This window comes from Hymenobacter mucosus (genome assembly GCF_900188255.1).
Lineage (GTDB): Bacteria > Bacteroidota > Bacteroidia > Cytophagales > Hymenobacteraceae > Hymenobacter > Hymenobacter mucosus.
In genome coordinates, this window is record NZ_FZNS01000012.1 from 24,613 (window position 1) to 39,902 (window position 15,290).

A 15,290-nucleotide genomic window follows, 5' to 3' on the forward strand; every position below is an offset into this window, starting at 1 on the left:
CCCCGGATCTTGGTAGCAGCCAAGAACTTCTGACCTATGGCTTCCGGCTTTGCTATCTACGCGCAATTGGCCTTCTGGCCTCCTGGCAGCGCATTTCTGCTATCCTCCTCTTCCCATTTTTCTGCTTATGAAATCCTCTACTCTTCTGGCGGTGCCAGTAGTGGTGGCAGGGCTGGCCCAGGCGAGTTTTGCCCAGACGGCCTCCACCGTGACCGGTTCCGTCCTGGATGCCACCGACCGAACTCCCTTGCCGGGTGTGACGGTGGTAGTTAAAGGCACTACTATTGGTGCTTCTACTGGCCCAGATGGCGGCTTCTCACTACCGCTACCGGCTGGTAGCACCACCCTTGTTTTTAGCGCCGTAGGCTACGAAAGTCAGACCGTGAATGCCAGCGGCGGCCCAGTGCGCGTAACTCTGAAGGCCGACGTTAAGCAGCTTTCTGAGGTAGTGGTAACGGGCTACAGCGAGCAAAACCGCAAGACGCTAACCAGCGCCATCAGCTCCGTGAATGGCGACGCGCTCAAGGACATCCCGGCCGCCAGCCCCGACCAATTGCTGCAAGGCAAAGCGCCCGGTGTGCAAGTATCGGCCAACTCCGGGGTGCCGGGCGGGGGCATTTTCATTCGCATTCGGGGTAGCAACTCCGTGAATGCCAGCAACGACCCGCTGTACGTGGTGGACGGGGTGTTCATCAACAACACCAACCTGATTGCGACGGGCCTGGGCAACCAGGTTTCCAGCAATCCGCTGGCCGATATAAATCCGCAGGATATTGAAAGCATCGAAATCCTGAAGGACGCCAATGCAACGGCTATTTATGGGTCGCGCGGAGCCAATGGGGTCGTGCTTATTACCACCAAACGCGGCAAGGCCGGCGACAAGACCCGCATTACCTTCAATACGTACCACGCCTGGTCGAAAGCACCCAAGCAGTACGATTTGGTGAGTGGGCCGGAACTGGCTCAGCTGGAAAACGAGCGGTTCCTCAACGATGGCGGTAACCCCGCGCTGTTGCCGTATCGTTCGGTAGCAGCGGGGGGGCGCGGGCTACCCGAGGAACAGCAGACCTACGACCGTCTTTCGGACGTATTCCGCACGGCCCAAACGCAGAGCTACGAACTGTCGGCCGCCGGGGGCTCGGCCAAAACCCAGTTTTACGTTGGGGGCGGCTATTTCCGGCAGGAGTCCATTGCCCGGCCCACCAACTTCGACCGGTTTAGTTTGCGCGTAAACCTCGATAACGCGGTTACGGACCATCTACGCATCGGTACGAGTACAGCCCTCACGCGCACCCACCGCAACGTGAGCAGCAACGACAACAACCCGGTAGGCGTCATCAACTCGGCTTTGTTTCCGCGCACCAACCTGCCGGTGTACAACCCTGATGGAAGCTACGCCAAATACGGCTCCTTCGACAACCACCAGGCCCTGATTGATAACTTGAACAACGACGCGGTGGGCTCGCGCGTCATCTCAAACGTGTATGGGCAGTATCAGTTTGGCAAGCACCTGACGTTGCGCAGCAGTTGGAGCATCGACTTCAACGACATGTATGAAAACAACTTCAACAACACGCTGATTCTGGCTGGGCAGCCCCGGGGTACGGCTACCTCTTTTCTCTCCCGCGACATTACCCTGCTCAATGAGCAGACCCTGAACTACACCGTGGATTTCGGTGAAAATCACTCGTTGCAAGCTCTGGTAGGTAACACCATTCAGAAAAACACCTTTCAGCGTACCAGCCTGGCGGGTCAACAGTTTCCCAGCAACGACTTGACCAGCATTGCCTCGGCCGCTACTCAAACGGGCTCTTCGGCTCGCTCACAAGCGGGGCTGCTCTCGTTTTTCGGTAAGGCGACCTACAGCTTCAAGCAGCGCTACACTGCCGACGTGAGCGTGCGTGCTGATGCGTCGTCGCGGTTTGGGGCCGATAACCGCTGGGGATACTTCCCGGCCGTAGGATTAGGCTGGCGCCTGGGCGAAGAAGAGTTCATCAAGAATCTGAACGTGTTTCAGGAGTTGAAGCTGCGCGGTAGCCTAGGTAAAACCGGCAACCAGGCCGGCATCAGCGACTTTGCAGCCCGGGGTTTGGTGCAGGGTGGGGCCAATTATCTAGACCTACCTGGCACCGCACCCTTACAGCTGGCCAATCCCAACCTGAGTTGGGAGAGCACCCGCCAGTGGAACGTAGGCCTGGATGCGGCCGTGCTGCAAAATCGCCTGCTGCTAGAGCTAAACTACTACGATAAGTATACCTCGGGCTTACTGCTGAACGTACCGGTGCCGCGTAAAATCGGTTTCGCTTCCGTAGTAGAAAACTACGGAGCCGTGAGCAACAAGGGCTTTGAGGTGCAAGTAACTGCCAACTGGCTGCCCCGCGCGGCGGCTGTGCAGTGGAGCACTACCGCCAACGTGGCCCGCAATGTGAACCGCATCGGGAAGCTGGCTGCGCCCATCACCTCCGGCTCCCGCGACATATTCCGGTTGCAGGAAGGCGCCCCGCTTTACTCCTTCTGGCTTTACCACCAAACCGGCGTGAACCCCGAAAATGGGGATGCCCAGTACGAAGATGTGAATGGCGACGGGCAGCTCTCGGTGGCTGACCGCCGGTTAGTGGGCAATGCCTGGCCCGACTACTTCGGGGGCGTAACCAACTCGGTGAGCTACAAAGGCTTGGATTTTGGCTTTACCCTGAACTTCGAGCAGGGAGCTAAAATCATGAATATGAACCGCTTCTTTCTGGTGCATGGTGGCACGCAAAGTAATATTGGCTACCTGCGCGAGCAACTGGACCGCTGGCAGCAGCCCGGCGACCAGACCGACATTCCGCGCCTCACAACCAACCCGGCCAGCAACAACTACGGTGGCGTGGTACAAAACCTGAGCGACCGGTACTTAGAGGACGGATCCTTCCTGCGCCTGCGTACTCTCTCGCTGGGCTACACCATTCCGAAGGAGGTAGTAGCCAAGGCTCGCCTTAACTCGCTGCGGCTCTACGTGCAGGCTGCTAACCTCTTCACTATCACGCCTTACTCCGGCCTCGACCCGGAAGTAAACTCGCAGAGTGGAGTAAGCAATACTAAAAATTTCGACTGGGCCACCGTGCCTCAACCGCGCACTTTCCAAGTGGGCCTGACGGTTGGACTGTAAGCCTTTGACTACGATGAAATCTTCGCTATACCAACTGCTGTTTGCTGCTATTCTGGGCGCTACTACCCTGAGCATTACGGCCTGCCACGACCTGCTGGATCCTACGCCCGTGCAGCAACTACCCGACGACCAGGCTATTACCGATGCCGGAAGTGCCCGCTCGGCCACCATTGGCGTCTACGACCGGGTGCAAGCGTACTACCAACTCAACTGGCCGGTACTGGGCTTTCTACCCGGCGAAAACGTCCGCTTCAACGGTACGCTCAACCAGTTTCTGCAAATCGACCAGAACCAACTCAGCGCCGATAACGTGCTACTCACAGAGGCCTGGACCCAGATGTACCAGGCCGTGAACGGAGCTAATAACGTGCTGGCGGCCCTCCCCAGCATCAACGACCCGCTGCTGGCCAGCGCCGAGAAAAACCAGCTGCTCGGGGAAGCATATTTCCTGCGGGCCCTAGTGTACTTCGACCTAGGCAGGGGCTGGGGCGGTGTGCCCCTGGTGCTTTCGCCTACCCGCACTAAGGAAAACGGCCAGGGCACGCGCCGCAGTACTATCGCTCAAACCTACGACCAAGTGCTGGCTGACCTCACCCAGGCCGAAGCACTGCTGCCTGATGGCACTACCCGCAACCGGGCCGTGAAGGCAACGGCCCGCGCCCTGCGCGCCCGTCTGCACCTCTACCGCCAGCAATGGGCCGATGCCGAAGCATATGCAACGCAGGTTATTGGAAGCGGCAACTACGGCTTGGTAACGCCCTACCGGGCTATTTCTACCGCACCCTTCCTGAGCCGGGAGTCGGTGTTTGAGCTGACTTTTAGTAACTCCGACGCCAATACCATGTGGAACAATTGGTTTCCGAGCGCCCTAGGCGGGCAGTTCAACTTCCAGCCCGTGCCCGCCGCTATTGCCTTGCTCAACGACCCCGCCGTGGGCGGCAGCCGCTCGGCTCTGCTGGGCACTACCACCATTGCCGGAAGCAGCGTAACCTACGGCAACCTCTACAGCCGCTCGGCCCAGCGCGACGACCCCAGCTACGTGCTGCGCCTCGCCGAGCAGTACCTCATTCGGGCGGAGGCACGCGCCAAACAGGGCAAGCTAACCGAAGCGCTAGCCGACCTGAACGCCGTGCGTAGTCGCGCCGGGGTGCCAGCCAGCACGGCCTCCTCTGCCGACGCGCTGCTACTAGCCATTGAGAACGAGCGGCGGGTAGAGTTTGCTTTTGAGGCCGACCGGTGGTTTGACTTGGTACGCACTGGCCGCGCGGGCGCGGTGCTGGGCGTCACGGATCAGCGCCGCTGGCTGTTTCCCATTCCCTTCAATGACTTAGTAGCCGACCCCGACCTAGAGCAGAATCCTGGCTACTAAGTCCTGCCGCGCAGTACTTCACGACTACTGATTGCCAGTTCTGCTGATGTAAGTGCGCGCCATTGTTCCACCTCGGTCTTTCCTTTCTGTTTGCCTCAATGATTACTCGCTATACTGCTACCCTACTGCTGGCGCTGGGCCTAACTGCCTCAGCCTCGGCGCAAAGCACGTACTTCTTCCCCGGTACTCCCGCTGCTTCCTTCGACCCGGCCGTGCCCACGCCCGAGCAGTTCTTGGGCTACCCCATCGGTTCGCATTACACCCGCACCGACCAAATTGTAGCCTACCTGCGCGAGCTAGATCGGGTGTCAGACAAGGTGAGCCTGCGGGTTATTGGGAACACCTTTGAGGAACGGCCGCAGGTAGTAGCCACTATTACGGCGCCGCAACACCAGCAGAATTTGGCTGGTTTGCAGCAGGCGCGTCGGGCCTTGATAGACCCCAAGCTGGCCGCACCCGACTACCGCAAGCTGCCCGTGGTAGTGAGCCTGAACTTTGGCGTGCACGGCAACGAAAGCAGTTCGTCGGAGGCGGCGCTGCTGCTGGCCTACTACCTCACGGCCTCCACTGCGCCCGAAACCAAGCAGTGGCTGGAGCAGGCCGTTATTACCATTGACCCGCTGGAAAACCCCGACGGCCGTGACCGGGCTTCCCACTGGTTTGACCAGAATAAGTCGTGGCCCAACCCTACGGATCCGCTGGACCGGGAGCATACCGAGGCTTGGCCGGGTGGGCGCACCAACCACTTCTACACCGACCTGAACCGGGATTGGCTGGCGTTGACTCAGCCTGAAAGCCGAGCCCGTATGGCCTTCTTCCACGAGTGGTACCCCAACGTGATGATTGACTTTCACGAAATGGGCACCAACGGAACGTATTACTTTGAGCCATCGAAGCCCTTCAGTACTGAAAATGACCTGATTCCCAGAGCCACGTACGAAGTACTGAACGTGCACTTGGCCAAGTATTTTGCTAAGGCGCTCGATAACTTAGGCTCTCTGTACTGGACCAAGGAGCAGTTCGACAACCTTTCGCCCATCTACGGGTCTACCTATCCCGATTTTCAGGGTGGTGTGGGCATCACGTTTGAGGTTGGCAGCTCGCGCGGCCTAGCGCAGGAAGGCAGCAACGGCGTGGTGACGTTTCCGTTCACCATTCGCAACCACGTAGCTACTGGCCTGGCCACGGTACGCGGGGCAGTGGAAGAAAAGGATCTGTACTTGCGCCACCAGCGCGACTTTTTCACGTCGGCTCTCACCGATGCCCGCAAGTTCCCCACCAAAGCTTACGTCTTCGGCAATGCCCAAGACGAGACGCTGACCAACCGCTTTTTGACTTTGCTGCTTCAACATAAGATTGAAGTGCACGCGCTGAGCAAAACCGTCACGCTCGACAACCAAGAATTCCAAGCTGGCAAGGCCTACGTGGTGCCCACCAGCCAGCCTCAATACCGGGTGGTTCACTCATTGTTCGAAGAGCTGACGGCCTTCCACGATAGTGTATTCTACGACGTAACGGGCTGGAGTCAGGCTCACGCCTACGGGCTGGCCGTTTCAAAGCGGAAAAATATTGCCTTAGTGCAGGGGGCACCCGTGGCAGCTCCTGCCGTGCTCACCGGAAGCGTGCGTGGTGGACAGAGCAGCTACGCCTACCTCCTACCCTGGTCCGACTATAATGCTCCGCGCGCTTTGGTTGCTTTGCAGCGGGCCGGCGTAACGGCAAAAGTCAGCTTTAAGCCCTTCCGGGCTGGCGCCGCCAATCAGTCAACTGATTTCGGCTACGGCACCCTCGTAATTCCAGTAGCGGCCCAAAAGCTACCTGCTGACTCGGTGTTTCAGGTGGTAAGTCGGGTAAGCCGCCAGCACCACGTAACGTTCACGGGCGTGGGCACCGGGTTTAGCCTGGGCGGCATCGACCTGGGCTCGAACAACGTCCGCACTGTGCCGGAAACCAAAGCAGCCCTGCTGGTGGGCACCGGCACCAACGCGTCGGAGGTAGGCGAAGCGTGGTTTGTAGCTAGCCAGCAACTGGGTCTGCCACTCAGCCGCCTAGAAGTAAGCAACTTCGGCCGGGCACCCTTGGGGCGCTACAACAGTATAGTACTAGTAGGCGGCTCCTACACTGCCCTCGACAAACCAGCCGTAGATAAGCTGCGCCGCTGGGTGCAGGAAGGTGGCACGCTTGTTACTCTGAAAAACGCCTCGGAATGGGCCATCAAGCAGGGCATCGTGAAAGAAAAGCTGCTGATTCCGGCGCATGGGGGCTGGGCCGATACTACAGCCCTGGCTGAGGCTATGGCCGAGGCGCGGCCGCCCGCTCCCAGGGCCACCCAGCGCCCGAAACCGGAGCTGCCCTTCACCCGCCGTACCGACTTTGTGACCCAGGACCAGGAAGGCACCCGTGCCATTGCCGGCTCCATTTACCGCGCCGACGTGGACGTTACCAACCCCATTGCGTTTGGCTTGACGAGTCGGCAGTTGTATGTGTTCCGGAACGGGACCACCTTTCTGCGGCCTAGCCGCAACCCCTATGCCACCGTGGCCCAATATACTCCTACCCCACTGGTAAGCGGCTACGTATCCCACAACAATCTGCGGCAGATCCGCAACTCTGCGGCCGTGGTGGTGAGCAAGGTGGGTACGGGCCGGGTTGTACTGTTTGCCGATGACCCCAACTTCCGCCACTACTGGCACGGTACCTCCCGGCTGTTTGTCAACGCCCTGCTGCTAGGCCCGCTGCTGAACTTGCCCGAGGGCCCTGCTGCTATTGCGGCCGAAGAGGAATAGTAGACTGAGGATTGCTTTCCGCCTGACCATGATGGATTCTGAACGAGAAGCCCCGCACGCATTCCCTGGACTAGTAGTGGTACTGGTCCAGGGAATCTGAAAGGTAGCAGGAGCACCACGCAGACGGCCTCACTGCGCTGTCACTTCCACCGCACTGATTCGGTTAATCATGTAAGTGCGCCGGTCGGGAGTGTGTTCGGTAGGTTGGGTATGACCAGCGCGGTCGGTAGCGCGTGCCATGAGGGTATACCTTCCTGGCGCATGTGGGGTCCAGGTCATCTCCCACATGCGCCAGGCAAATGGGGTACTAGCATCCAGCAGTTCGGCTGGTTGCCACGTGCTGCCGTTGTCGGTGCTTACGTCTACGCAGGTTACTTCGCTCTCCCCCGTCCAGGCAGCCCCAAATATGCGGTACGGCTGGCCGATGGGAATGACTTCGTGCAGGGCGGGGCGCGCAATTTCTGCCTTAACCTGCATTTCCGTGATGGCCGTTAGGGCCGGCTGCCCATGTTCGCGCCGCCAGTAGGCGTACTCTATCGTTTGCCAGTACCCCTCAAATGGGGTAGCACTTACGGTAATTTTGTGAAGCCACTTCACCGAGGCCATCCCATACCAGCCTGGCACTACCAAGCGTACGGGAAAGCCGTGCTCAGGCGACAGGGGTTTACCGTTCATGAGGTAGACTACCAGGACTTCACCCTGGTTAGCCTTGGCTAGGGGCAAACTGCGAGCAAAGTGAATAACGCCCGGTGACTTGGGTTCTTCCTTAATTTCTCCTTGGTCGGCACCCTCGAAAATAACTTCCACGGCTTCTGCCTTAATACCAGCCCGCGCCAGCAGAGCTGAAAGCGGTACCCCAGTCCACTCGGCATTGCCGACGGCACCTTGCTCCCACAGTAGGCCCTTTGCCTTGGGGGTCAGCCGAGCCCGACCATTCCCAGCACACTCCAACGTAGCAGTTACCGTTTTCGACGGCATGTTCTGCAACTCATCATAGCTGATATTCAGCTCCTCACGTACCTCTCCCCCGATGTGCAGCCGCCAGCTAGTGGTATCCAACTGCGGAATGGGAAAGTGGCTGCGGATATAAAAGCGGTTAGTCGGCACCAATGGAGCTTCCAGCGTGGGAAAGGGAAACTCTAGATTTAGCGGCTCCTTTTCCCGGGTTATCAGCCCCGGAAACGTTCCCCGGCCGGTAGCCGCCGCCGTATCATCTGGGCGCATAGTGCCCAGCGTGGGCATCACCCCACTCAGAGCAGCGGGGCCGCTCATACCTTGACTAGATGGAGCTATTGGTTCGTTCATAGGAGCCTTAGTTGCCTTATGCCTATTTGCTTATGTGCGGAAGTGGCTTGCCGTACTATACTTGTAGTTCGAGGGCTAAAGGTATAATTCGCCTGCTGAGGCGCAAGAAAACCTGCACGGTACTCCTTTGCCCAACGGTAGTAGGCTGATGCCCGTGCTCCTTACTGCCAGACCGCCCAGTACCCGCTAGTTGTTTACGACCACAACGGTTTTCCGCCTTATTTAAACGTTACTACACTGCCATCCAAGGGTAGTTGTTGCCGGGACGATTTCTGAAAGCGAGGCTCAATGGTCACTTGTTCTGCTTGGTTTAATACTTGGTGAATCTTGGCTGAACCCAGGCAGTCAAAGGCCCGAAAAACGAATGGCAGCCCCTCGGATTCTTCGAAGGCAGCGGAGTTGCTTACCAAAAAGTGTAAGTGCGGAGCATTAGCGTTGCCTGACTGCCCGAGGCGGCCCAGTACGGCTCCGCGCCGCACCCTGTCGCCTACTTTTACTTGCACGCTGCCCGGCTGCAAATGCCCGTAATGCACGAAAACGCGGGGCGCAACTTCTAGCACGACGAAGTTGCCCATGAGTGTGCGTTCCGTTACGTCAGTGGGCGAAGAAGGGGAAGCCAAAACGGCTTGATTGGGTTCACCGTCGCGCATGTCGCGCACTATCCCATCGGCCGCGGCGAGAACGTCCGCCCCGAAGCCTACCCAGTCTGCGTGGGCAGAGGTCTTCAGCTGCTCAAGCGAAACGCGGCGAAGGGCGTGCCCATCCGGGGTGAGACCGAAGAAGTCGATGGCGTAGCGCTGGGGAATCGTGGTTTGTCCATTTACTACTACTATGCCATTCCAGTGATGAGCATAGGGGTTGCCCGGTCCCTCGTGCGTCAGCCACGGCCCCGCCCGTAGAGGAGCATCCAGCGCAATGGGTGGGGCCGTAACAATCGAAGTCCGTACCCCATCCACAAGCTGCCGTGCCCCATTCGAGGTGGTAAAAGCAAGTTGATGCCGTAGTAGCCGCGGATGCGGGCGACCAGGGGGTAACGTCAACCAAAGAAAGAGTACCACTCGTTTGCCCGCTTCAAGTACTACTCCCGTCGTGTCCGCCTTTTCTGCCGGGTGGGCAAGCAGGCTATTTACTTGGACAGCAGTAAAGTTTGCTAGTACACGTGAGGTCTTATCCTCTAGCACCGTAACGTGCTGGAGGTGGAGGGTACCCGTTGAGGAATAGTAGTTGGTGACGTGCAATTCATAGGCCACGTGCACCAGCCCGTCGCTACCAGTTACCGGTGAAGGAGCGAATGGCACCCGTACTTCAACGGGAGCTTGTGCCGCTTGAGCGCACGCAACTTGGCTCCCCAAGAGCAGACCCACGCTTACCATCATAAAGCGCCACCACACGGAACACAACAGAGTAAATAAGCGCACCATTAGCAGTTGACGCGATAAAGGACGTCGGTTTCATACCAAGGTACTGTACCGCGTCTAGAACAAGCATAGAATAGGCAAAGTGAAGCAGATAAGAATCCAGCCGGTCTGTTCCTGGAATAGATGGGCCTCCGCTAAAACAAGCAAGCCTCCGTACTAGCAGGAGGCTTGTTGAGGTTGGGGCTACTAGCGGCAGCAGCGTAGGGTTAGCATAAGCATACTACCAATCAAGGAGGGGAAATGGGAGAACTTCCTGGTGAAAGTACCACCCGTTTTCTACCACGGACTGATTCCCGTTTCCGGCGCATTATCATCACTGAAAAACTGGCTGGTTAGGCCATCTGGACCTAGCATGGCAGCTTTTACTAGACGAGCGGCGGCATCCGCTACGCTGCCTGGGCCGCTGTGATGGTTGAAGTCGGTGGCGGTATAGCCTGGGTCCACGGCGTTTACCTTGAAGGGCGTGTCGCGCAGTTCATAGGCCAGCATGATAGTGTAGGCATTCAGAGCTGCTTTGGATGGCTGGTAAGCAGCTCCCTTCACCGGGTAATATGGCCAAGATGGATCGTTGTGCAAAGTCAATGACCCCAGCCCCGATGTTACATTCACAATACGAGGCGCGGGCGACTGTTGCAGTAAGTCGATGAAGGCTTGGGTCACCTCAATCACCCCAAACAGGTTGGTCTCAAAAACTTCCTTGATCATACCGATGCTTGCGGTAAGAGCCGGTTGCGACATCCCTCCCAGAATGCCGGCATTGTTGATCAGCACATCTAACACGCTGGTTTTTTGGCCCAGCGTCTGACGGGCAGCGGTAATAGAAGCGCTATCTGTAACGTCGATCTGGAGGGGCTCTACCTGAGAAAACCCTTCTGATTGCAGTTGGCTGACAGCCTGCTGCCCCCTCTGCCAGTCGCGGCTGCCTAGGTACACGTAATAGCCGTGCTGCAACAGCTGGCGGGCCGCCTCGTAACCAATGCTTTTGTTGGCTCCGGTAATAAGTGCAGTTTTCATGGTTGACGGTGGTCAAGTGAGTAAGAGCACAAAACTACTGGGCCCTAGGGGCGCCGCTGGCACCCATTCTGCGGTATTACTGGTACATTTTGCGGATGGCGGTGCGGTACTCAGCCGGGGTCAAGCCAGTTTCGCGCTTAAAGAAGCGGTTGAAGTAGGAGGCATCCGAAAACCCTAGGTCGAAGGCAATTTCTTTAAGCGACTGAGGGGTGTAGAACAGCAGGCGCTTGGCCTCCAGCACTAGGCGCTCATGAATATGTTTGATGGCAGGTTTGCCGCTTTGCGCCTTGACTACCTCGCTTAAGTGCCCCGCCGATAGGTGGAGTTGCGAAGCATAGGCGCTTACCTCGTGCAGCTCCCGAAAGCATTCTTCAATTTTGGCCTGGTAAGTCTTGAGCAACCGTTGGTCGGCCGACGGCTCGACGCCCGTAAACTGCTCAGTATACAACCGGCTTAGGTAGGTAAGCAGCACGGTGAGGTGAGCCGTGAGCATCCGGTGCTGCCACTCACCAGGGTGGCGGTACTCCGTCTCAAGTTTCGTTAGAATGTCTTCCACAAAAGCCCCATCTGCCACTGTCAGCAACAGCTCGTGCCCATTGTGCGGGTTCTGGACCAAGGGTAGCTCCCGCAGGGCCGCGTGCTGCTGCAAGGTGAGAAACTCAGTGGTAAACGTTAGCTGTGTACCCCAAAAGGGGGTAGGAGCCTCTTTGACTAAGATTTGGTCTGGGGCCGAGAAGTAAAGCGTATTGTCTTTCCGCTCGTAGGGCGTCATATCTACCCAATGGCGCCCACGATTATGCTTCACGAATACCAGCAGGTAGTAGGCCTTGCGGTGAGGTATGAGCAGGTTGTCTTCGTAAGGTAAGCCGCCTTCTGAGCGCGCGATGGTGAACGAACTGCTTCCGGTTACCATATCCCGCTCGAAGGGATACACTGGTACTGGCTGCTTACTGGAAAGCGTATACATGACCTAAACTTACTGTTTTTGCGAGGAGCGGGACAACAAGAAGGTATGCCGTTGCTAGTCAAGCCAGCAAGCTTCCAACCACTCAGCAGCAGCAAGCCGGGGCTCATACCATCTGCCCCGGTTTGTATATTCTCGCTTCAGGTAATGCTACTTGACTAACTCACGCGTGTATCCATACCCGCCATGCAATCCGCGAAGCCCCCTGATGCTACTGCCTACTGGCCTCCTGCTTCACGCGAAGTATACCGGGAATGTCTACCCGGGCGGGCAGGGTGCCGGTACGGGCAAAGGCGGCCCACAACTGGCGCATTTGCCGACCCGCTTGGTCGATGTCTTCCCACTTTTCTTGGCCTAGGATGGGGGCAAAGGACCAACTGGCTTGGGTACCCAAAAGCAAGGACAGATCTATGGTGTGCGCAGCCCCAAATTCGCTGCCTCGCGGCTGAAACAGCACCAGGAAATGATAGGCCCGGCCACCCGCCCGAGCATGCCGACGAGCAAACGATTTGGCTGCCTTCAGGTACACCAGGCGCGAACTGATGGCAACGAGCGGGCGAGTGAGCAGCGACCCGAGCAAGGGAATACGCAACAGCCGCCGGTACTTAGGGTCCAACACTGCAAAAAAACGCGTTTCCTCGGCCGTAGCACCAATCAGCACGTCTACGTGCGGGGCCACGGCCTGCCACGCTTCGTTTACCTGAGATTCGGGTGGAAGAGGATAGGCGCCATACTGAGTACCAAATGGCATCCCACTTTTCAAGCCAAACCGACGCGCGGCCTTATGCACTGCACTTTCGCGGGCCAGTACTTCATCAATGGAAGCAGTAGGCGCAAAGGTGCCCGCCGCCGCCGTCATGGCCCGCTGCATGGCCTGGCGGTTACGAGCCAGCCCCAGCGGGGCACTGTGCAGAATTACTCGCTTGAACAGGCCGGCAGCTCCGTCGGCTATCATCAGGTGGGCAATGGCATCGGCCCCGGCCGACTGTCCGAAGAGTGTGACAAGGGCAGGGTTGCCCCCGAAGGCGGCAATATTGCGCTGCACCCAGCGCAGGGCCTCTAGCAAGTCCAGTAAGCCTAGGTTGGGCGGCGGGCCACTTTCGCTACCCAAGAAGCCTAGTAGCCCCAGCCGGTACGTTACTGCCACAAATACGACGCGCTGCTCTGCTACTATGGCGGCCGGGTCGTACACGGCCATATCACCAGCCCCCATAACATAGGAGCCACCGTGTACCCATACCAGCACCGGCAACTGCTCGCCCGGTTGCCAATCGGCAGGCAGCGTGATGGACAGACGAAGGCAGTCTTCGTCGTAAGTAAGGCCCGCAAACAGACTGCCTAAAGCCGGCCCAAGCAACGTGTCCGGCACTTGTGGGCACGCGGGGGCCGGGGAGGTAGCGTCTATGGGTGTGGAGGAGGCCGATTCAGCTACTGGCACCTGAAACCGCGTGGCGCGGGCGTATCGGATACCAGTAGCACGTACAACGGGGCCATCGTATCGCCCCAGGATGGGGCCGGCCGGGGGAAAGAAGCGAGGAGAAGTAGAGGGCATGGGTGAGGGCAGAAGAGAAGCAAACAGACATGTTGACTAGCTCGCTTCTCGGCAGGAAAAGATAAGTATCCACTTCTCAGCGTTGCGGCACCTTACCTGCGCTTTTTATAAACCTAGCTCCTTGGCGGAGTTATGCTGGCGTACGTTGTCGAGACGGGTATAGCGGCGAATCATGGCCGAAGTTTTATGCTTGGTTTGGTTCATCACCTTGCTGTCGTCGGCCCCGTTAAGCTTGGAAACAGTTACAAATGATGCCCGCAGGGAGTGAGCCGTGTACGGGCTACCCAGGTACTGCTGCACAATCAAGTTGATATACTTGGTTGTCATGCGCCGGGTAGTAACCTGGTTATTCTTGCGCAAGGACACAAACACTGGACCTTCGGTGCGGCCCAGCACTCGCAGCCACGCTTGTAATGAGCGAATGGGACACAAGGCAGAATCGGGGGAATAGAAAATAGCCTTTTCCTCCGCTTGGCCAGTCTGGTTGGTTTTGCTTTGTTGCAGCGAAATAATCAGCCCCTCATCGTCAAACGCCAGGTCTTCAATGTTAAGGGCTTCGAGTTCGGAGCGACGGAAGGCCCCCGTGAAGCCCAACAGCAGCAAAGCCCGGTTGCGCAATCCGGCTGGCATCTGACTATCAATGCTTTTGATGGTGCGCTTAAAGGTGTCGAGAGTGAAGGCCGGAGCTTGCTTTTGCCGCGTCTTCTTTTCCCGGGCAATGCCCTTGAGCAGCACCTTTACCTTCTTGTCGGCGGTAGGTGATTCTAGCCCGGCCAGCTCATGAGCCTTAGTAATAGCGGCGGCGTGCCGCTCAATAGTAGCTACTTTCTTGCCCGCGTCGGCTAGCTCCGTGAGAAAACCAGCTACTGCTTCCACCGGCGCGGGCAACATGCCGAGCTGATGCACTTGGCACCAAGCAGCAAATCGTTTCCAGTCGCCAGCGTAGGCACGCACCGTATTGGCCGATCCACGCAGGCCCGACTCCACGTAGCGGTGGGTTGACTCGGTTAGGTGGGCAGGTACCTGGGGCGCAGGCGCCGAAGACACAACGGGAAGCTGACTCATGACAGTTTTGTCAGTAGGGAAAGTGCTTGCTGACCAGCGAATATAAGGAACGATAAGTGAAGGCAGAAAGTAGATAAGCACAGCGCCATAGCCAGTGCAAGCTCCAACAGCTTACTGGCCCCTTGTGTATTCGCAGGAAATTATGCCCGCGAACACACAAGTGGCGCTTTGCCGCCTGTACACGCCCTAAGCCTACCAGGCTAAGAAGTTGCCCAGAAAGAATCTTATGCGGAGAATAGAAACACGCAGTATACTGGATGCCACCCAGCAAGCCAATCAGCCGCTGGCGGCGGCCCGCTTATTTGGCTGGCACCACGCGCTGTTCTCTACCGGCTGCGGACTATATCTTTTGGAAGTTGGAGCCTGGCGCACCCGCTTTATGCAAGTAGTATCCGGACCAATGGGGCAAGAACGAGTCCACTACCAGGCCCCGCCAGCAGATGCGGTGGACGAACAGATGCAGCAATTCTTGGCCTGGTGCAACGGGCCAACCGAACTAGGCCCAGTGCTCAAGGCCGGTCTAGCGCATTTTTGGTTTATGACCATCCACCCGTTCGATGATGATAAAAACCGCATGGCCCGCGCCATTGCCGACTTCAGCTAACCCGACTGCTGGACGGGTTTGGGGGAAGGCTAACCTCTTCTGAGTGGGCAAGCATGGCCAAG

General features: G+C 57.9%; 10 protein-coding genes. 4 read left to right on the forward strand and 6 right to left on the reverse strand.

The window, feature by feature from the left end:
• Positions 1–127: 127 nt before the first annotated feature.
• The 3 genes from CHB83_RS20105 to CHB83_RS20115 all read left to right on the forward strand — a co-directional run bounded on the left by CHB83_RS20105 (position 128) and on the right by CHB83_RS20115 (position 7,306).
• Entirely contained in the window at positions 128–3,151 is a 3,024-nt protein-coding gene (locus CHB83_RS20105) for a SusC/RagA family TonB-linked outer membrane protein (RefSeq protein WP_089333985.1), read from the forward strand.
• Positions 3,152–3,164: 13 nt separating this feature from the next.
• Positions 3,165–4,520: a RagB/SusD family nutrient uptake outer membrane protein gene (locus tag CHB83_RS20110; protein ID WP_089333986.1), complete on the forward strand. Its 1,356-nt coding sequence runs from the start codon at positions 3,165–3,167 to the stop codon at positions 4,518–4,520.
• Between the two features lie 98 nt (positions 4,521–4,618).
• Complete coding sequence (locus CHB83_RS20115) at positions 4,619–7,306, forward strand: M14 family zinc carboxypeptidase (protein WP_089333987.1); 2,688 nt, start codon at positions 4,619–4,621, stop codon at positions 7,304–7,306.
• Between the two features lie 129 nt (positions 7,307–7,435).
• Here the strand turns inward: CHB83_RS20115 and CHB83_RS20120 are convergent, their stop codons facing one another.
• The 6 genes from CHB83_RS20120 to CHB83_RS20145 form a co-directional block, all read right to left on the reverse strand.
• Positions 7,436–8,611: a sulfite oxidase gene (locus CHB83_RS20120; protein WP_218823206.1), complete on the reverse strand. Its 1,176-nt coding sequence runs from the start codon at positions 8,609–8,611 to the stop codon at positions 7,436–7,438.
• Positions 8,612–8,829: 218 nt separating this feature from the next.
• Positions 8,830–10,032 (reverse strand): M23 family metallopeptidase, encoded by a 1,203-nt coding sequence (locus CHB83_RS20125; protein WP_089333988.1) that lies wholly within the window; start codon positions 10,030–10,032, stop codon positions 8,830–8,832.
• A gap of 273 nt (positions 10,033–10,305) precedes the next feature.
• On the reverse strand, positions 10,306–11,043 hold the full coding sequence (locus CHB83_RS20130; RefSeq protein ID WP_089333989.1) for an SDR family oxidoreductase: 738 nt from the start codon (positions 11,041–11,043) through the stop codon (positions 10,306–10,308).
• Between the two features lie 76 nt (positions 11,044–11,119).
• Positions 11,120–12,010 carry an AraC family transcriptional regulator gene (locus CHB83_RS20135; RefSeq protein ID WP_089333990.1) on the reverse strand — a complete coding sequence of 297 codons (891 nt, stop codon included), beginning with the start codon at positions 12,008–12,010 and terminating at the stop codon, positions 11,120–11,122.
• 208 nt (positions 12,011–12,218) lie between these two features.
• Positions 12,219–13,559 carry a carboxylesterase family protein gene (locus CHB83_RS20140; protein ID WP_089333991.1) on the reverse strand — a complete coding sequence of 447 codons (1,341 nt, stop codon included), beginning with the start codon at positions 13,557–13,559 and terminating at the stop codon, positions 12,219–12,221.
• Positions 13,560–13,664: 105 nt separating this feature from the next.
• Positions 13,665–14,624, reverse strand: a complete 960-nt coding sequence (locus tag CHB83_RS20145; protein WP_055562797.1) for a tyrosine-type recombinase/integrase — start codon at positions 14,622–14,624, stop codon at positions 13,665–13,667.
• A 226-nt stretch (positions 14,625–14,850) separates the two neighbouring features.
• Here CHB83_RS20145 and CHB83_RS20150 point away from each other — a divergent pair, with 226 nt between their 5' ends.
• Positions 14,851–15,228: a Fic family protein gene (locus CHB83_RS20150; RefSeq protein ID WP_218823207.1), complete on the forward strand. Its 378-nt coding sequence runs from the start codon at positions 14,851–14,853 to the stop codon at positions 15,226–15,228.
• Positions 15,229–15,290 lie beyond the last annotated feature (62 nt).